This window comes from Curtobacterium pusillum (assembly GCF_007680845.1).
GTDB lineage: Bacteria > Actinomycetota > Actinomycetes > Actinomycetales > Microbacteriaceae > Curtobacterium > Curtobacterium pusillum_B.
Genome location: NZ_VEIY01000002.1, coordinates 334,182 through 351,607, shown reverse-complemented (window position 1 = coordinate 351,607; position 17,426 = coordinate 334,182). Strand labels below are relative to the sequence as shown.

Sequence of the window (17,426 nt, the reverse complement as noted above, 5' to 3'; positions counted from 1 at the left end):
CGGGCCGCCGCCGGGCCGACACCGGCACCGGGCGGTAGCGTCGGCGGCGTGACGATCGCGCTGCGCCGGGTGACGGCGGACGACTGGGAGCGCTGGCGGTCGGTCCGGCTGGCCGCGCTGGCGGAGGCACCGGCCGCGTTCGGGTCCACGCTCGACGACTGGGCGGACGCGCCGGAGCACCGCTGGCGCGCCCGGCTCTCGATCCCCGGGGCGCTCGACCTCCTGGCGTACGAGGGACCGGCCGCGGTCGGGATGGCGAGCGGGGTCCCCGGCGACGAACCAGGCACGGTCGAACTCATCTCGATGTGGGTCGATCCCGCTCACCGCGGCCGCGGTGTCGCGACCGACCTCATCGGTGCGGTCGCACAGTGGGCCCGAGAATACGGTGCGCAGAGCCTCGACCTGTCGGTGATGCCCGACAACGACGCCGCCCGTCGGACCTACGAGCGCAACGGGTTCGTCGCCGCCGACGAACCGGGAGACGCGCTGCCCGATGGACGGCACGAGGTCGTCATGCGCCGTGCCCTCACCGCGGAGCGCGGCCACCAGCAGGAAGCAGGGACCCCGTGAACCGAGCACTCCGCTGGACCGCGTGGGTCGTCGCCGTCGTGGTGCTCATCGCCGTGGTGTTCCTCGTCTGGGCGAACATCGTCATGCAGGGCACCAGGAGTGCGGCGCTGCAGGTCTGGCGGGACGACCGTGTGTCCGTCCGGGACGCCGGGGACTCCGTCGTGATGACCCCGACGGGCACCGCCGACGGCAAGGGGATCGTCTTCATCCCCGGGGCGAAGGTCGACCCGTACGCGTACATGGCGACGTTCCGGCAGGTGGTCGCATCCGGCACGACGGTGGTCATCACGAAGCCGACGGTGCACCTCGCGTTCTTCGACACCCGGCCGCTGTCGACGTTCGAGGCGCAGGCACCCGACGTCACGACCTGGGCCGTCGGCGGCCACTCGCTCGGCGGCGTCCGGGCGTGCCAGCTGGCGAAGGACGCCGACGGCCTGCTCCTGCTCGGCAGCTACTGCGCGAACGACATCAGCCGCTCCTACATCCAGGTCCTCAGCGTCTCGGGCTCACGTGACGGGCTCTCGACCCCGGCGAAGGTGGCGGCGGCACGGCACCTGCTCCCCACGACGGCGACGATGACCGAGATCGAGGGTGCGAACCACGCCGACTTCGGCGCGTACGGCGACCAGCCGGGCGACCGGACGGCCACGATCACCCGCGCCGAAGCGCGATCCCAGATCGCGGAGGCGGTCGAGCGCTGGGTCCGCGCCCTGCCGCCCGGTTCGGGGCTGCGCTGACAGCGGTCCCGACACCGACGGGGTCGGAACCGGCCGTGCGGTCACCGCGCGCGGTCCGGCGGCGGTGATCCGCGCCTCCAGTCCAGTGTCGACCGCCTGGAGGCGCGACCCGCCCCAATCAGTCAGCCTGCGTCGTCCCGCGGTCGCCACCACGGCCACGGGTCGCCCGCGCGACGAGGTACAGGACCACCCCGACCACGAGCAGGAGCGCTGCGTACAGCCAGACCTGCCCGCTCTGCTGCGTGAGCAGCAGGATGCAGGACGCGACGCCGAGCACAGGCACGAAGGTCCAGACCCGGAAGTGGTCGTGCTCGACGTGGTCCCGCCGGAGCACCAGGACGGCGACGTTCGTGCTGATGAAGACGAACAGGAGCAGGAGCACGACGGTCTCGGCGAGCGTGCCGACGTCCCCGACGAGGGTCAGCAGCATGGCGACCACGGTCGTCGCGACGATCGCGGTCCACGGGGTCTTCCGCTTCGGCAGCACCTTCGACAGGACGCTCGGCAGGAGTCGCTGCTCGGCCATGCCGTACGTGACACGGCTCGACATGATCATCGTGAGGAGCGCGCCGTTCGCGACCGCGACGAGGGCGATGAGGCTGAACACCCAGTCCGGGATCGGGACGCCGGACGCCGAGACCACGGCGAGCAGCGGACCGCTGGAGTCACCCAGCTCGGAGGCGGGCAGGGCGATCGAGCTCGCGAGCCCGACGAGCACGTAGACGACGCCGGCGGTGGCGAGCGCGCCGAAGAGCGCCTTGGGGTAGACCTTGCGGGGCTCTCGGACCTCCTCGGCGACGTTCGCGCTCGTCTCGAATCCGACGAACGAGTAGTACGCGACGATCGCGGCGCTGAGGGTCGCCAGGGCGGGGTTCGCGTCGGTGGGGAACGCGCCGATGCGGGAGACGTCGCCGCCACCGCCACCGAGCATCACTGCGACGACGACGATCACGATGACGAGTCCGGAGACCTCGATGACCGTCATCACGACGTTGCTCTTCAGCGAGTCGGAGATGCCACGGGCGTTGAGGCAGGCGACGAGCGCGAGGAAGACGATCGCGGTCGGGACGGGCGGCAGGTCCACGAAGGTGCCGAGGTAGTCGCCCGCGAACGCGAGCGAGAGGCCGGCGGCGCTCGTCACGCCGGCGGCGAGCATGCAGAACCCGACCAGGAAGGACACCATCGGGACCCCGTAGGCGCGCTCGGCGAACACCGCGGCCCCGCCGGCCTTCGGGTACTTCGTGACGAGTTCGGCGTAGGACCCGGCGGTGAGGAGGGCGAGGAGCAGCGCGAGGACGAGCGGTGCCCAGAGCGCGCCGCCGACGTCCTTCGACAGGGTGCCCATCAGGGCGTAGATGCCGGCGCCGAGGACGTCGCCGAGGATGAACAGGTAGAGGAGCGGGCCGGTGATCGCCTGCTTGAGCTTCGAGCCCTCGCCGTCGGCGCGGACCGGAGCCGCGGTGTCGCTGGTCATGGTGGTGCCTTCCGTCCCCGCCAGCGTGTCGGGACGGGCCTTCGCGACCTCTCAGTCGAACGACTGTGTGAACTCTTCCCACGGGCGGCGGCGCGCCTGGGTGTCGGTTCTGGAGCGGTCCTAGACTCGTGCGGAAGGAAACGCCGACCACCCCGTCCCAGGAAGGCCGCACATGACGACGCCGGACCGGCGCACCCCCGCGCGACTCGCAGACCAGCGAGCGCTCCTGTTCGACCTCGACGGTGTCCTCACGCCGACCGCGGACGTCCACATGCGCGCGTGGAGCCGGCTGTTCACGCCGTACCTCGCCGCGCACGGCGTCGCCCCGTACACGCAGCAGGACTACTTCGCCTCCATCGACGGCAAGCCGCGGTACGACGGGGTGCGGTCGCTGCTGGAGTCGCGCGGGATCGACCTGCCGCAGGGCACGCCCGACGACGACCCCGACGCCGACACCGTGTGCGGGCTCGGCAACCGGAAGAACGCCGAGTTCACCGCCGAGCTGACCGAGCACGGCGTCGAGCCCTACCCCGGGTCGCTCCGGTTCCTGACCGCGGCGATCGACGCCGGGTTGTCGGTGGCGGTCGTGTCGAGCTCCGCCAACGCGGTGCAGGTGCTGCGCACGGCCGGCATCCTCGAGCGCTTCCCGGTCATCGTCGACGGTCTCGTCGCGCGGGAGGACGGCCTCGCCGGCAAGCCCGCGCCCGACACCTACCTCGACGCGGCGGGCCGGTTCGGGCTGACCGCGGCCGAGTGCGTCGTGGTCGAGGACGCCACGAGCGGGGTCGAAGCCGGCCGGAACGGCGCCTTCGGACTCGTCGTCGGCGTGGACCGCGGGGCGGGCGCCGACGGGCTGCTGTCGCACGGCGCGGACGTCGTCGTCCGTGACCTCGACGAACTCGTCGACCAGCTCCCCGACCGCCCTCCCCACGGAGCAGCATGAACCCCATCACCTCGGACCCACTCGACCGCGTCCGCTACCCGATCGACGAGTGGGCACTCGTCGAGACCGAGTACGCGCCCGACGAACAGGGCGTCGCGGAGACGAACTTCGCCGTCGGCAACGGCTACCTCGGGTTGCGCGGCAACCTGGACGAAGGCCGCGGCGGCGTGCAGTACGGCACGTACATCAACGGCTTCCACGAGACCTGGCCGATCCGTCACGCGGAAGACGCCTTCGGGTTCGCGAAGACCGGGCAGACGATCATCAACGCGCCCGACGCCAAGGTGATCCGGCTGTACGTCGACGACGAGCCGCTCGTCCTGGCGGAGGCCGACATCCTCCGCCACACCCGGCGGCTGGACTTCCGTGGCGGGTACCTGTTCCGCGAGACCGAGTGGTCGACGCCCTCCGGCAAGCGGGTGCTCATCCGTGCCCGGCGACTCGTGTCCTTCACGGACCGGCACCTCGCGGTCATCGACTACGAGGTGACCGTGCTCGACGCGGACGCCTCGATCCTGCTGTCCAGCCAGATCCTCAACCGCCAGGACGTGCAGGACGAGTACCACGCCGGGATGCGAGCGGCGGCGAGTGCGTTCGACCCACGCAAGGCCGAGGCCTTCACGGACCGCGTGCTCGAACCGAAGCTCAAGCGCAGCACCGGGGGCCGCTCCCTGCTCGGCTACCAGGCGTCGAGCTCCGGCATGACGATCTGCGTCGGGGTCGAGCACCACCTCGAGACCGAGAACAGCTGGGACGAGTCCTCCTCGATCGAGGACGACCTCGCCAAGCACGTCTACCGGGTGCAGGCACGGGTCGGCAAGCCGATCCGCCTGACGAAGACGATGGTCTACCACACGTCCCGCGGCGTGCCGGCGCGCGAGCTCGCCGACCGGTGCGACCGCACGCTCGACCGGTCCCGGGCCGAGTCGGTGGACGCCGTGTTCGCCCGTCAGGCCGAGTGGATGGACGACTTCTGGGCGCGCAGCGACGTCGAGATCGCCGGCCAGCCCGCCCTGCAGCAGGCGGTCCGCTGGAACCTCTTCATGCTCGCCCAGGCCACCGCACGCACCGACGGGCACGGCATCGCGGCGAAGGGGGTCACCGGCTCCGGCTACGGCGGGCACTACTTCTGGGACATGGAGATCTACGTCCTGCCGTTCCTGTCCTACACGGCGCCGATCGTCGCCCGGAACGCCCTGCGCTTCCGCTACAACATGCTCGACGCCGCCCGCTCCCGGGCGCGCGAGCTGAACCAGCGCGGTGCGCTGTTCCCGTGGCGGACGATCAACGGCGAGGAGTCCAGCGCGTACTACGCCGCCGGCACCGCGCAGTACCACATCGACGCGGACATCGCCCATGCCCTCATGCAGTACGTGCGGGCCTCCGACGACCGCGAGTTCCTCAAGCGCGGGGCGATCGACATCCTCGTCGAGACCGCCCGCCTGTGGGAGGACCTCGGCTTCTGGCGCTCGAACGGCGACAAGAAGTTCCACATCGACGGCGTCACCGGTCCGGACGAGTACACCACCGTCGTCGACGACAACCTCTACACGAACGTGATGGCGCGGGCGAACCTCTGGTTCGCCGTGAACGCCTGCCGCGAGCTCGCCGTCGACGACCCGGAGGAGTACGACCGCATGGTGCGGCGGACCGGGCTGCAGGCGCAGGAGATCACCGATTGGGAGCACGCCGCCGAGTCGATGGAGATCCCGTTCGACCCGCACCGCGGCATCCACCCGCAGGACGCCCAGTTCCTCGACAAGGAACTCTGGGACCTCGAGAACACCCCGGAGTCGAAGCGGCCGCTGCTGCTGCACTACCACCCGCTGGTGATCTACCGGTTCCAGGTGCTCAAGCAGGCCGACGTCGTGCTCGCGCTGTTCCTGCAGGGCCACGAGTTCACCGCCGCCGAGAAGCGTCGCGACTTCGACTACTACGACGCGCTCACCACGGGCGACTCGACCCTGTCCGCCGTCGTGCAGTCGATCATGGCGGCCGAGGTCGGCTACCACGACCTCGCGCTGCAGTACTTCCAGACGGCGCTCTACGTCGACCTGGCCGACCTGCACGGCAACACGTCGGACGGCGTGCACATCGCCTCGACCGGCGGCATCTGGGGTGGGCTCGTCAACGGCTTCGGCGGGATGCGGGACCACGGCGGCCGGATGAGCTTCAACCCGCGGCTGCCGAAGGACTGGGAACGGATCACCTACCGCCTGACGGTGCGGGGTTCGCGCGTGCGGATCGACCTCGAGCAGGCGACGATGACCTTCACCGTCGAGACCGGCGAGGGCTTCACCGCGTGGGTGCACAACCAGCAATGGGACGTCACCGCCGGTGAGCCCACGGTCGTCCCGCTGCCGCACCACGGCCCGCGGATGACCGGTGGCGCGCCGACGACGAGCGACATCCAGGGCACGTTGCGCGCGGACGGCTCGGTCATCACGGCGTCGATCCCGACGATCTCGCTCGACCGCGACCTGGAGTTCGACGACACGACCGCCTGAGTCAGGGCGCGGCCCGGTCTCCGGTTCGGCCTGGAGGCGCGGGTCGCGTCCGACGCGCACCTTGCGAACGCACCCAGCCGGGTTCGGGCACCGTGGTGCGCCGTGCCCCTGCGGGCCGATGGAGTCTCCCCGGGCACGGTCGTGCAACGAGAGGAGACACCATGGGCAAGCGGTTCGAGGGCAAGGTCGCGATCGTGACGGGGGCCGGCTCCGGCATCGGCGAGGCCACCGCGAGGGCGTTCGTCGACGAGGGCGCGTCGGTCGTCCTGACCGACAGCGTCGACGAGAAGGTCCGGGCGGTGGGGGACTCCCTCCCGACCGAGCGGGTCGTGGCCCTGCACGCCGACGTCGCGAGCCCGGAGGACTGGGAGACCGTCGTGTCCGCGGCGATCGACCGCTTCGACCGATTGGACGTGCTCGTCAACAACGCGGGGACGTTCAGCTCCGGCGACATCACCGAGATCAGCCCGGACGAGTGGCGTCGCGTGATCGAGACCGACCTGTCCGGCGTGTTCTACGGCACCCGGGCGGCGCTCCCGTTCCTCCGCGAGACCAAGGGGTCGATCGTGAACACGTCGTCGGTGTCCGGCGAGGACGCCGACTGGCGGATGAGTCCGTACAACGCGGCGAAGGGCGGCGTGACGAACTTCACGAAGGCGGCCGCGCTCGACAACGGGCACTCCGGCGTCCGGGTGAACGCGGTCGCTCCCGGTCTCATCTGGACCGACCTCACGCAGGAGCAGGCGGCGGACGAGGAGCTGCAGGCGAAGTTCGCCGAGCGGGTCGCCCTCGGTCGCGGTGGGCGCTCGGAGGAGGTCGCGGCTGCGGTGCTCTTCCTGGCGAGTGACGCGGCGTCGTTCATCACCGGTGCGATCCTGCCGGTGGACGGGGGGACGACCGCGAGCAACGGTCAGCCGCCGCAGGCCTGACGCACCTCGTCGGATCCTCCGCCCCGCGTCAGAGGAGCTTCCGGAGCGTGTTCGCGTTGCGGGTCGTCGTCGTGCGCTTGAAGCGTGCGGCGCCGGCGCGCTTCGCGAACACCGTGTCCGTGCTCGACCCCTTCGGACACGACCAGTACACGACCCCGGACCCGCGGGCGACCCGTTCGACCGACTCGTCGAGCTCGAGGTCCGCGAGAAGGTCGTCGAGGGCGGCATCATCCGAGCCGAACAGGACGTAGTCGTGGCGGTCCTCGGCGGAGGGGAACGGGAAGCCGTCCACGATGGCCGCGAGGTCGTCGTGGGGGACGAGCACGATCCAGGCGTCGTAGCCGAAGCGATCGCGGAGCGCCCGCTCGACGTCGGCCTTCAGCGTGCCGGTGCCGTCCGCGGTGAACACGACGTTGCCCGAGGCGAGGACGGTCCGGACGTCGTCGTAGCCCCGTTCGCGGAAGAGCGCCGCGAGGTCGGCGCTCTTGATCGTGATCCCGTTGACGTTCACCCCGCGCAGCAGCGCGACCCACCTGGCCATGCCCGAACCGTACCGCGCACGCCCGACGCGGGACGTGCCTCCCGTCCGACCCTTGCGTTCAGAACGTGTTCTGAATACTTTAGTCGCATGACTCTCGTTGCTCCCGTCCGCACCCGACGCGCGGTGCAGTCGTCCGATCTTTCGCGGCATGCGAAGGACGTCTTCGCAGCGGCTGAGCGCGAGCCGCTGGAGGTCACCCGGCGCGACGGCAAACCGCTCGTCCTCACGACCAAGGAGCGCTCGGACGACGACGAGGCGGTGCTCGACATCGCAGCCCAGCTCCTCGCGGCCGCCACCGTCAACGAGCAACTGCCGTTGCACGATCGACTGGCCATCCCGTACCCGTGGATCACCATGCTGAGCCGCGCTGATCAGCAGCGCTTCGCGAAGGAGATCGTCGAGGTCGCCCGCGGATCGTTCTCGTTGCGGCAGCCGAGACGCCTCCTGCTCGAGATGCAGGCGTGGCGGAACTCCGCCGAGGCGATCGCGGCGGGTTGGGCCACGGCGGAGCCGGACCTCCTGGACGATCCGCCCGTCGTCGAGAAGCCGTGATCGGTGGGCACGAGGCGCGCCGACGTCGTCCGTCCCGTGCGCACGACCGAGTACACGATCGTGTTCGGGACGCGTGGGGCGGAGCAAGGGTGGCGTGATCTGGTCGCGACCCAGCGCAACGCGGTCGTCAGCGCTTGGGAACGTCTCGCGCACGACCCGGTCGCCGAGGACCTCCAGTGTCACGCCCTGCGTGGCGAGCTCGGGGTCGTGACCCACTCCGGCCGGGATTGGGTGCGGAGGCAGTACGAGTTGAAGCGCGGTGCTCGACTCTGGTTCACGGTCGACGAGCAGCGCCGGGTGGTGACCCTGATCGCGGTGCACACGCACCACCCGAACGCGACGAAGTGACCGACTCCTCGGAGCAGCAGCAGCCGCGATCCGGTAGACGGGGACCATGACGAACGACGCACCCCACGATGACACCCAGGGCCCCGACGACCAGCACCAGGTGCCCGAGGGCGTGTCCGAGGCGACGGTCGAGGCGCTCGGCACGCTGTCGGCCGCCGTCGAGGTGATCGAGCACGCCCGCGGCCTGCTGTACGGGTTCCACCGCCTCACCGGGACCGCGGACCTGAACCTCGGCGAGGCCGTCGAGCAGCTCCGGAAGGCCGGGCACACCGACCTGGCGGAGCGGATCGACACCGAGCTGGTCGGGCGGAACGTCATCGCCGGGCGGTGGACGTTCCAGGTCGTCGAGGACTACGACGACGGCTACTACGCCCTCGCGAAGGACCTCGAGCGGACGGCGCGCGAGGAACTCGTGCAGGGCCGACGGCACCTGTTCGAGGCGGGCATGAAGGAGGACCGGCGCACCGCCGGCCGCGCGCACCACGAGGCGACGCCGGCGGACCTCCCGAGCTGACCCCGCCCGATCGGTCCGCCCCGCGCGGCGCTCAGCCGACGCCGAGCAGCGCCTCCAGCGGGCCGCGCGCGAAGTACAGCAGGAAGCCGGCGGCGACGACGTAGAGCAGCCACGACACCTGACGGCCTCGGCCGGACAGCAGCTTGATGAGCACCCAGCTGATGAACCCGGCACCGATGCCGTTCGCGATCGAGTACGTCAGCGGCATGATCACGATCGTCAGGAACGCGGGCAGGGCTGCACCGAAGTCGGTCCAGTCGATGTCCTTGACCTGCGCCACCATGAGCGCGCCGACGACGACGAGCCCGGCGGCGGCGACCTCGAGCGGGACGACCTGGGTCAGCGGCGTGAGGAACATCGACGCCAGGAACAGCAGACCCGTGACCACCGAGGCCATGCCGGTCCGGGCTCCCTCACCGATGCCGGCGGCCGAGTCGATGAACACGGTGTTCGACGACACCGAGGCGCCACCCCCGGCGATCGCACCGGCGCCCTCGACCACGAGCGCGGACTTCAGGCGGGGGAAGGTGCCGTCCGGGTTCGCGACACCGGCGGCCTTGGCGAGGCCGGTCATCGTGCCCATGGCGTCGAAGAAGTTCGTGAAGACGAGCGTGAAGACGAGCATCGACGCGGCGATGGGGCCGATCCGGGTGAACGCGCCGAAGACGTCGGCGTGCCCGACGAGCGACAGGTCCGGCACGGCGAAGAACGCGCTCGGGAGGCCGGGTGCGTTGAGGTTCCAGCCCGTGGGGGAGTCGACCGAGGTCGGCACCTTGAAGATCGCCTGCAGGATGATCGCGATGACCGTGGTGGCGACGATGCCGATGAGCAGCGCACCGCGGACCTTGCGGGCCATGAGGGTGCCGATGATGACCAGGCCGATGAGGAACACGATCGTCGGGAGCGCCGAGACGGACCCGTCCTCGCCGAGCTGCAGCGGCGGCGACGCGTTCTTCGTCGTGCGGACGAACCCGGAGTCGACCAGGCCGATGAACGCGATGAACAGGCCGATGCCGACGGTGATCGCGGCCTTGAGCTGCGCGGGCACGGCGGTGAAGATCATCGTCCGGATGCCGGTGAGCGCGAGGATCACGATCACCACACCGTTGATGACGACGAGGCCCATCGCTTCGGCCCACGTGACCTGGTGCACGACGCTCACGGCGAGGAACGAGTTGATCCCGAGCCCCGCGGCGATGCCGAACGGCAGGTTCGCGATGAGCCCCATCGCGATGGTCATCAGGCCGGCGACGAGCCCGGTGGCCGCGGCGACCTGCGCGTTCTGCAGCCAGCCACCGAGGACGTCCTGCGGTGCCTGGTCCTGGCTGAACCCACCGAGGATGAGCGGGTTGAGGATGACGATGTACGCCATGGTCACGAAGGACACGAGTCCGCCGCGGATCTCGCGCGGGATCGTGGATCCGCGGTGCGTGATGGAGAAGTAGCGGTCGAGGCCGGTCGCGAAGCGGTTCCGGGGCGTGGTGTCGGTCTGCGTGGCGCTCACCGACCAAGGGTAAAGGACGCTGGGAACCGCGCGTCTCACAGGAACTCCACAGGCGGAGGACGGGAGGCGCGGCTCGGCCGGATCGGGGGACGTCGCCCTGCGTGCGCGCTCGCGTTCTCCGGCCAGGGCTGGTGTTGGATGAACGCGTGAACGAACGTCTGGACCGCGGTCGCATCGAGGCCGCGGTGCGCGAGCTCCTCCTCGCCATCGGCGAGGACCCGGACCGGGCCGAACTCGTCCGGACACCGGGTCGCGTCGCGGACTCGTACGCGGAGTTCTTCTCCGGGATCGGGACGGACGCGGTGGCGATCGCCCGGGAGGGCACGGTGCACGCCGAACCCGGCGACCGCGGGCAGCTCGTCATCGTGCGGGACGTCAAGTTCCGTTCGGTGTGCGAACACCACCTGCTCCCGTTCCTCGGGGTCGCGCACCTCGCGTACGCCCCCGGGGAGCGCCTCATCGGGCTCGGGACCCTGTCCCGCGTGCTGGACGCCGTGGCCTCCCGCCCGCAGCTGCAGGAGCGGCTCGGCGAGCAGGTCGCGGCGACCATCGCGGAGGGGCTCGGCGCGGCCGGCGTCCTCGTCGTGCTCGACGCGCAGCACCAGTGCGTGACGACCCGAGGTGAGCGGCAGACCGGGTCGACGACGGTGACCGTCGCCGCGACCGGCAGCCTGGCCGACGCGGCCGGACGCGCCGAAGCGATCGCCCTGATCGGAGCCGGGGCGGGAGTGGCCCCGTCCGCCGAGACCGACCACGGGACCGACGCGTGACGACCGACGGGCCGGTGCCGCGCCTCCCGGACGCCCCAGGCTGGGTGGTACCGGACCTGCGAGAACCGGTCCGCACCATCGGCCGCCGCACGTTCGACTTCGACCACCGGGTCGCCGTGATGGCGATCGTGAACCGCACGCCGGACTCGTTCCACGACCGCGGCGCGACCTTCGCGCTCGACCGCGCCGTCGCGGCGGCCGTCCGCGCCGCCGAACAGGGCGCCGACTGGGTCGACATCGGCGGCGTGAAGTTCGCGCCGGGGCCGGAGCTCCCGGCCGCCGAGGAGATCGAGCGCGTCGTGCCCGTCGTGTCGCAGCTCGCGGCGGAGTCCGACGTCGTCATCTCCGTCGACACCTTCCGCCCCGAGGTCGCCGCGGCAGCGATCGCCGCCGGCGCGAGCGTCGTCAACGACACCACCGGCCTGTCCGATCCGCGGATGGCCGCCGTCGTGGCGGACTCCGACGCCACCGTCGTCATCACGCACTCGACCGCCCCGTCCCGGCAGGAGCTCCCCGAGCCGCCGCGCTACGACGACGTGACGGCGTCGGTCGTGTCGTTCCTGCGGGACCGGGTGGACCGGGCGCTCGCGGCCGGGATCCCGGCGTCGCGGATCGTGGTGGACCCGGGCCACGACCTCAACAAGAACACCGTGCACACCCTCGAGCTCACGCGTCGGCTGCCCGAGGTCGTGGCGCTCGGGTACCCGGTGCTCGCCGCGGTGTCGAACAAGGACTTCGTGGGGGAGTCGCTCGGACGCCCTCGCGGTGAGCGTCTGGCGGGGTCGCTGGCGGTCGCGACCGTCAGCGCGATGCTCGGTGCCCGGATCGTCCGGATGCACGACGTCCCCGAGAGCGTCGACGCCATGCGGATGGTCGAGGCGACCCTCGGGTGGCGCGACCCCGTGGAAGCGAGGCACAACACGTGAACGTCCTGCCGCCCTCGGTCGCGGACCTCTCCGACGACGAGCTGCTCGCGCTGTACACGGCGGACGCCTCGTCGCCCTGGTTGCGCGTCAACTTCGTGACGACGCTCGACGGATCGGCCACCGGCGGTGACGACGGGCTGTCCGGGTCCCTCGGCGGCCCGGACGACCTCCGGGTGTTCGACCTGCTCCGCCGGGTCGCCGACGTGGTGCTCGTCGCCGCCGGCACCGTGCGCGACGAGGGGTACGGCCCGATGGTGCTGCACGACGACGACGTGGCCTGGCGTCGGGCCCACGGCCTGCCCGACCACCCGGTCTTCGCGATCGTCTCCGGCTCGCTCTCCCTCGACCCGGCGTCGCGGGTGTTCACGGAAGCGCCGGTGCGGCCCGTCTTGCTGACGTCGGCGGCCGCCGCCTCGTCCGGATCGTCGGCCGTCGAGGCACTGTCCCGGGTCGCCGACGTCGTGCCGTGCAGCAACGAGGCGGACCCGGACACCCTCGACGTCGCGCTCCTCCGGGACGAGCTGGTGGCCCGCGGTCTCGGGACGATCCACTGCGAGGGCGGCCCGTCGTTCTTCGGGGCGCTGGCGGCGGCGGACCTCGTGGACGAGCTGACCCTGACGGTCGACCCGTCGCTCGAGGGCGGTGCCGGACGCCGGATCGTCCGCGGCTCGGCGCAGACGCGACGGATGCGGCCCGCGCACGTGCTCCGCGGCGAGGGCGACGTCCTGCTGACCCGCTGGGTCCGGGCCCGCTGACGACCCCGCTGCCCGGCCGTCCGGCCTCTTGGGCTAGGGTCGCCCCGTGATCGACATCGTGGCGTCCGGGGTCCTCTTCGACATGGACGGGACGCTCGTCGACTCGACCGCGGTGGTCGAGGCCACCTGGACCCGGTTCGGTGCGACCCACGGCGTCGACCCGTCCGAGATCCTCGCGTTCTCGCACGGACGCCAGGCGATCGACACCGTGCAGCGCTTCCTGCCCGACCTCTCGCTCGACGAACAGCGGGCGATCGCAGCGGGGCTCGTGGCCGAGGAGAGCGCGAGCTCCGAGGGCATCGTCGAGATCCCCGGAGCGGCGGCGTTCGTCGACCGGCTCCTCGACCAGGGGGTCCCGGTGGCGCTCGTCACGAGCGCGCCGCGTGACCTCGCGGTCGGGCGGATGGCCGCCGCCGGGGTGTCCCTGCCGACGGCGTTCGTGCCCTCCGAGGACGCCGCCCGGGGCAAGCCGCACCCGGACGGGTACCTGCAGGGCGCCTCGCTCCTCGGCGTCCCCGTCGAGGACTGCGTCGCGTTCGAGGACGCCCCCGCCGGGCTCGAAGCGGCCATCGCGTCAGGAGCCACCACGCTCGTCGTCGGGGACCTCGACCACCCGGTCACGGCCCGCCTGCAGCGGGTCACGTCGTTCGACGGCGTCGAGGTCGTCCGCGAGGGGTCGGCGTTCCGCATCCGCGGCTGAGCGGTCGCCGACTGCTCGTCTTCTCCGGGAGGGCTCCCGACTGCGAGCGTCCCCAGGGCTCTCCGACGACGGTGGAGCTCGCGGCCGGAACCACCGGGCCGCGGAAGGAGCGACCATGGCAACCCTCGACGGCAAGAACGTCCTCGTCATCGCGACGAACTACGGCGTGGAGCAGGACGAGATCGTCGTCCCCACCGAGCAGCTCCGGGAGCGCGGTGCGACCGTGACCGTGGCGGCGCAGGAGTCCGACCCGATCCAGACCCTCGTCGGCGACAAGGACCCGGGGAAGTCCGTCGACGTCGACACCACCATCGGCAGTGTCACTGGTGCTGACGGCTACGACGCGCTCGTCGTCCCCGGTGGAACCATCAACGCGGACACCCTCCGGCAGGACGCCGACGCCGTCGCGCTCGTGACGGCCTTCGCGGACGCCGGCAAGCCCGTCGCCGCGATCTGCCACGGCCCGTGGACCCTCATCGAGGCCGGCGTGCTGACCGGGAAGACGATCACGTCCTTCCCATCGCTGCAGACCGACGTGCGGAACGCCGGCGCCGAGTGGGTCGACCGCGAGGTCCAGGTCGACGGCGGCGTGATCACCTCCCGGAACCCGGGCGACCTCCCCGCGTTCGTCGACGCGATCGAGTCGGCGCTGACGGCGTAGCGCGCCGCCGGGCCGCGCTCGCCCCCGCCCGCTCGCCGCCGCCCCTCGCCCCGGCGGAACCAGGTTCCGGACACAGCACCGCGGAGATGCACGGTGCTGTGCCCGGAACCTGGTTCCCGGGGGCCGGCCGAGCGCCCCACCGCCGGGCCGCGCCGCGGGCCTCGCGCGTCAGCCGAGCGCGACGGGCCGGGCCGTGCGGAGCACCGCGGCGCCGAGGGTGAGCACGCCGTCGGACTCCGGGTCGCACCGCACCCCGCCCCGCCCGCGCATCGCCCGGAACGCCCCGGGAGCGACCTCGTGGTCCATCCACGCGCACGGGTTCGCCGGGCGGTACCCCCGGAACAGCACGGGGCCGTCCCCCGAGTCCAACGAGAACGGTTCGCCCCGCAGCGCCTCGACGTCGGCGCCCCGGAGGAACACGTTGCGCCGGGTCGCCGCCGGGTCCACCCCTGCGCCGAGCTCGGCGGCCACGGCGTCGAGCGCTTCGAGCCCGATGACCGTCACGGACGCGTGCACGTGCGCGCGGGCGGCGAAGTAGCGGTCGCCCACGATGCCGAGTCCGGCGCGCAGTTCGACCCGGTCGCGGAGCTCCGGTCCGTCCGCGGGCAGCGCCCCGTCCGCCGGGCGCCCCTCGTACCGGTGCCGGGGCGACACGAGCAACATCGCGATCTCGACGTCCGTCCGGTGCGGCAGGTCGCCGGACCCGGCCACGCCGTCCACGCTCGTCATGCACCCACGCTAGCCGCGCCTCCAGTCCGTCCCGCCCACCCGTCCGCCCGCGGGCCGCGCGCGCGTCGGAACGCGCCGGGCTGCCCTGTCTGATTCCCGCCAGTCGTTGTCGGTGACGCGTGTCAGGCTGGGGTCATGCCCACCGCACCGGACGCGCTGCACGCCGAGCGCTACCGCGTCGTCGCCTCGCGCGACTCCCGGTTCGACGGCCAGTTCGTCACCGCCGTGCACTCCACCGGCATCTACTGCCGCCCGTCGTGCCCCGCCAGGACGCCGCGCGAGTCCGGGGTCACCTTCTACCGCACCAGCGCCGCCGCGCACCTGGCCGGCTTCCGCGCCTGCAAGCGCTGCCTGCCGGAGGCGACCCCGGGCAGCCCCGAGTGGGACCTGCGCGAGGACGTCGCCGGACGCGCCATGCGCCTCGTCCTCGACGGCGTCGTCGAGCGCGACGGCGTCCCCGGGCTCGCTGCCCGGGTCGGCTACTCCGAACGGCAACTCAACCGGATCATGACCGCCGAGCTCGGCGCCGGCCCGAAGGCGCTCAGCCGGGCGCACCGGGCGCAGACGGCGCGGACCCTGCTGACGTCGTCGGACCTGCCGATCGCGGACGTCGCGTTCGCCGCCGGCTTCGCGAGCGTCCGACAGTTCAACGACACCGTCCGCGAGGTCTTCGCGGTCACCCCGACCGAGCTGCGCGCACGCCGCGTCCTCCGGCCCGTCGCCGACGGCGCCCTGCACGTGCACCTGCCGGCGCGAGCGCCCTTCGACGTGCAGGGCCTCCTCGACTGGCACGCGATGCACGCCCTGCCGGGCATGGAGCACGTGGGCACGGACGACACGGGTCGGGTCACGTCCTACGGGCGGTTGCTCGACCTTCCTGGAGGCGCGGCTCGCTTCAGCGCGTCGGCCGCCGGCCCCGACGCGGCCGGCCGGGGGACCGGGATCGACCTGCTCGTGCGGGTCACGGACCTGTCCGACCTGCCGACGCTCGTGGCGCGGGTGCGGTCGTTCTTCGACCTCGACGCCGACCCGGTCGCCGTGGACGCGGTACTCGGTGCGGTCCCGGCGCTCGCCGACGCGGTCGCCCGGGTCCCCGGGATCCGGTTGCCGGGGGCGGTGGACCCGCACGAGACCCTGTTCCGGACCCTCATCGGCCAGCAGGTGTCCGTCGCGGCGGCCCGCACCGCGCAGACCCGGCTCGTCGCGGCGCTCGGGACGCCCGTGGACGCCGCGATCATGCCCGAGGGCCGGTTGTTCCCCTCCGCCGCGGTCATCGCCGAGCACGGACGGGACGTCCTCCGCGGGCCCGCCGCCCGGGTGGACACCATCGTCCGCGCGGCTGCGGCGCTCGCGGACGGGTCGCTCGTCGTGGACGGCGGGCAGTCGCTCGAGGACCTCCGCGCCGGACTCCTCGCGGTGAAGGGCATCGGGCCCTGGACGGCCGACTACGTCGCACTCCGGGTCCGCCACCACCCGGACGTGTTCCTCCACAGCGACCTCGCCGTGCGGAACGGTGCACAGGAACTCGGGTTGCCCGGTACGGCGCGCGAGCTCTCCCTATGGTCGGAGCAGGTGGCCCCGTGGCGGAGCTACCTGACTATGCACTGCTGGCGACCGATCATCGACCGCGCGATCGCGACGGCCGGAGCGGCGCACATGGAACCCGCGGCCCAGGCCGCTCGGACGGCGGCTCCGGCCGCGCGGAAGGACGAACGATGACCGACGCAACGATCCAGACGCTGGACACCCCCGACGGACCCTTCACCGTGCTCGAGGACGCGCAGGGCCGCGTCCTCGCGTCCGGGTGGACGGACTCCGCCGAACGCATCCTCGCGCGCCTCGCCGCGAAGCACCGGCCCGAGCGCGTCACGGACGGCACCGTGGCCTCGGCCGATGCCGTCGACGCCTTCTACGCCGGCGACGTCGAGCACGCCATGCAGGTGCCGGTGCGGCAGTTCGGCACCGAGCTCTTCAACGAGGGGTGGCGGCAGCTGCGTCGCATCCCCGCAGGTGCGGTCCTCACGTACACCGAGTTCGCCGTCGCGATGGGCCGACCGGACGCCATCCGGGCGGCCGCGAGCGTCTGTGCGCGGAACGCTCCGGCGCTGTTCGTGCCGTGCCACCGGGTGCTCCGGACGGACGGGACGCTCGGCGGGTTCGCCTGGGGGCTCGACATCAAGCGGGCGCTCCTGGAGCGGGAGTCGGTCGGGACGACAGCCCTCGTCTGATCTGGCTGACGAGTCGCCGCGACCCGGTGTTCTCCCCC

At 72.2% G+C, this 17,426-nt stretch carries 19 protein-coding genes; 15 read left to right on the top strand and 4 right to left on the bottom strand.

Annotated elements, in window-relative coordinates; all coding sequences use genetic code 11:
- Positions 1–48: 48 nt before the first annotated feature.
- Complete coding sequence (locus FS825_RS06055; RefSeq protein ID WP_144711566.1) at positions 49–570, top strand: GNAT family N-acetyltransferase; 522 nt, start codon at positions 49–51, stop codon at positions 568–570.
- Entirely contained in the window at positions 567–1,307 is a 741-nt protein-coding gene (locus FS825_RS06050; RefSeq protein WP_186377094.1) for an alpha/beta hydrolase, read from the top strand. The genes FS825_RS06055 and FS825_RS06050 overlap by 4 nt, the downstream gene beginning before the upstream one ends.
- Positions 1,308–1,425: 118 nt before the next feature.
- Here FS825_RS06050 and FS825_RS06045 read toward each other — a convergent pair whose 3' ends face one another.
- Positions 1,426–2,781: an APC family permease gene (locus FS825_RS06045; protein WP_144711565.1), complete on the bottom strand. Its 1,356-nt coding sequence runs from the start codon at positions 2,779–2,781 to the stop codon at positions 1,426–1,428.
- Between the two features lie 172 nt (positions 2,782–2,953).
- Between FS825_RS06045 and FS825_RS06040 the strand changes: the two genes are divergently transcribed.
- The 3 genes from FS825_RS06040 to budC all read left to right on the top strand — a co-directional run bounded on the left by FS825_RS06040 (position 2,954) and on the right by budC (position 7,160).
- On the top strand, positions 2,954–3,724 hold the full coding sequence (locus FS825_RS06040; protein ID WP_144711564.1) for an HAD family hydrolase: 771 nt from the start codon (positions 2,954–2,956) through the stop codon (positions 3,722–3,724).
- Positions 3,721–6,231 (top strand): glycoside hydrolase family 65 protein, encoded by a 2,511-nt coding sequence (locus FS825_RS06035; protein WP_144711563.1) that lies wholly within the window; start codon positions 3,721–3,723, stop codon positions 6,229–6,231. The genes FS825_RS06040 and FS825_RS06035 overlap by 4 nt, the downstream gene beginning before the upstream one ends.
- Before the next feature lie 161 nt (positions 6,232–6,392).
- Positions 6,393–7,160: a meso-2,3-butanediol dehydrogenase gene (gene budC / locus FS825_RS06030; protein WP_144711562.1), complete on the top strand. Its 768-nt coding sequence runs from the start codon at positions 6,393–6,395 to the stop codon at positions 7,158–7,160.
- Positions 7,161–7,188: 28 nt separating this feature from the next.
- Here the strand turns inward: budC and FS825_RS06025 are convergent, their stop codons facing one another.
- Positions 7,189–7,701: a DUF1697 domain-containing protein gene (locus tag FS825_RS06025; RefSeq protein WP_144711561.1), complete on the bottom strand. Its 513-nt coding sequence runs from the start codon at positions 7,699–7,701 to the stop codon at positions 7,189–7,191.
- 87 nt (positions 7,702–7,788) lie between these two features.
- On the opposite strand from FS825_RS06025, the gene FS825_RS06020 reads away from it, so the two are divergent.
- The 3 genes from FS825_RS06020 to FS825_RS06010 are packed head-to-tail and all read left to right on the top strand — an operon-like array spanning position 7,789 to position 9,115.
- A complete protein-coding gene (locus FS825_RS06020) occupies positions 7,789–8,253 on the top strand; it encodes a prevent-host-death protein (protein WP_144711560.1) in 465 nt (154 codons plus the stop codon).
- Between the two features lie 3 nt (positions 8,254–8,256).
- A complete protein-coding gene (locus FS825_RS06015) occupies positions 8,257–8,601 on the top strand; it encodes a hypothetical protein (protein ID WP_144711559.1) in 345 nt (114 codons plus the stop codon).
- Between the two features lie 46 nt (positions 8,602–8,647).
- Entirely contained in the window at positions 8,648–9,115 is a 468-nt protein-coding gene (locus FS825_RS06010; RefSeq protein WP_144711558.1) for a hypothetical protein, read from the top strand.
- A 31-nt stretch (positions 9,116–9,146) separates the two neighbouring features.
- Here FS825_RS06010 and FS825_RS06005 read toward each other — a convergent pair whose 3' ends face one another.
- Positions 9,147–10,619: an NCS2 family permease gene (locus FS825_RS06005; protein WP_144711557.1), complete on the bottom strand. Its 1,473-nt coding sequence runs from the start codon at positions 10,617–10,619 to the stop codon at positions 9,147–9,149.
- A 146-nt stretch (positions 10,620–10,765) separates the two neighbouring features.
- On the opposite strand from FS825_RS06005, the gene folE reads away from it, so the two are divergent.
- The 5 genes from folE (at position 10,766) to FS825_RS05980 (ending at position 14,431) form a co-directional block, all read left to right on the top strand.
- Positions 10,766–11,389, top strand: a complete 624-nt coding sequence (gene folE / locus FS825_RS06000; RefSeq protein ID WP_260981034.1) for a GTP cyclohydrolase I — start codon at positions 10,766–10,768, stop codon at positions 11,387–11,389.
- Positions 11,386–12,315, top strand: a complete 930-nt coding sequence (gene folP / locus FS825_RS05995; RefSeq protein ID WP_144711556.1) for a dihydropteroate synthase — start codon at positions 11,386–11,388, stop codon at positions 12,313–12,315. Before folE ends, folP begins: the two co-directional genes overlap by 4 nt.
- Positions 12,312–13,070: a pyrimidine reductase family protein gene (locus FS825_RS05990; RefSeq protein ID WP_144711555.1), complete on the top strand. Its 759-nt coding sequence runs from the start codon at positions 12,312–12,314 to the stop codon at positions 13,068–13,070. The genes folP and FS825_RS05990 overlap by 4 nt, the downstream gene beginning before the upstream one ends.
- A 46-nt stretch (positions 13,071–13,116) precedes the next feature.
- Complete coding sequence (locus tag FS825_RS05985; RefSeq protein WP_144711554.1) at positions 13,117–13,770, top strand: HAD-IA family hydrolase; 654 nt, start codon at positions 13,117–13,119, stop codon at positions 13,768–13,770.
- Between the two features lie 115 nt (positions 13,771–13,885).
- Complete coding sequence (locus tag FS825_RS05980; protein WP_144711553.1) at positions 13,886–14,431, top strand: type 1 glutamine amidotransferase domain-containing protein; 546 nt, start codon at positions 13,886–13,888, stop codon at positions 14,429–14,431.
- Between the two features lie 168 nt (positions 14,432–14,599).
- Here the strand turns inward: FS825_RS05980 and FS825_RS05975 are convergent, their stop codons facing one another.
- A complete protein-coding gene (locus FS825_RS05975) occupies positions 14,600–15,160 on the bottom strand; it encodes an MOSC domain-containing protein (RefSeq protein ID WP_144711552.1) in 561 nt (186 codons plus the stop codon).
- Positions 15,161–15,295: 135 nt separating this feature from the next.
- Between FS825_RS05975 and FS825_RS05970 the strand changes: the two genes are divergently transcribed.
- Entirely contained in the window at positions 15,296–16,879 is a 1,584-nt protein-coding gene (locus tag FS825_RS05970; RefSeq protein WP_144711551.1) for a DNA-3-methyladenine glycosylase 2 family protein, read from the top strand.
- A complete protein-coding gene (locus FS825_RS05965; RefSeq protein ID WP_144711550.1) occupies positions 16,876–17,388 on the top strand; it encodes a methylated-DNA--[protein]-cysteine S-methyltransferase in 513 nt (170 codons plus the stop codon). Before FS825_RS05970 ends, FS825_RS05965 begins: the two co-directional genes overlap by 4 nt.
- Positions 17,389–17,426: the final 38 nt, after the last annotated feature.

Bases quoted from the DNA above. Each gene is read 5' to 3' on its own strand.
- FS825_RS06045 (WP_144711565.1), bottom strand. From the start codon at position 2,781: ATGACCAGCGACACCGCGGCTCCGGTCCGCGCCGACGGCGAGGGCTCG.
- FS825_RS06040 (WP_144711564.1), top strand. From the start codon at position 2,954: ATGACGACGCCGGACCGGCGCACCCCCGCGCGACTCGCAGACCAGCGA.
- FS825_RS06035 (WP_144711563.1), top strand. From the start codon at position 3,721: ATGAACCCCATCACCTCGGACCCACTCGACCGCGTCCGCTACCCGATC.
- budC (WP_144711562.1), top strand. From the start codon at position 6,393: ATGGGCAAGCGGTTCGAGGGCAAGGTCGCGATCGTGACGGGGGCCGGC.
- FS825_RS06025 (WP_144711561.1), bottom strand. From the start codon at position 7,701: ATGGCCAGGTGGGTCGCGCTGCTGCGCGGGGTGAACGTCAACGGGATC.
- FS825_RS06020 (WP_144711560.1), top strand. From the start codon at position 7,789: ATGACTCTCGTTGCTCCCGTCCGCACCCGACGCGCGGTGCAGTCGTCC.
- FS825_RS06010 (WP_144711558.1), top strand. From the start codon at position 8,648: ATGACGAACGACGCACCCCACGATGACACCCAGGGCCCCGACGACCAG.
- FS825_RS05980 (WP_144711553.1), top strand. From the start codon at position 13,886: ATGGCAACCCTCGACGGCAAGAACGTCCTCGTCATCGCGACGAACTAC.
- FS825_RS05975 (WP_144711552.1), bottom strand. From the start codon at position 15,160: ATGACGAGCGTGGACGGCGTGGCCGGGTCCGGCGACCTGCCGCACCGG.
- FS825_RS05970 (WP_144711551.1), top strand. From the start codon at position 15,296: ATGCCCACCGCACCGGACGCGCTGCACGCCGAGCGCTACCGCGTCGTC.
- FS825_RS05965 (WP_144711550.1), top strand. From the start codon at position 16,876: ATGACCGACGCAACGATCCAGACGCTGGACACCCCCGACGGACCCTTC.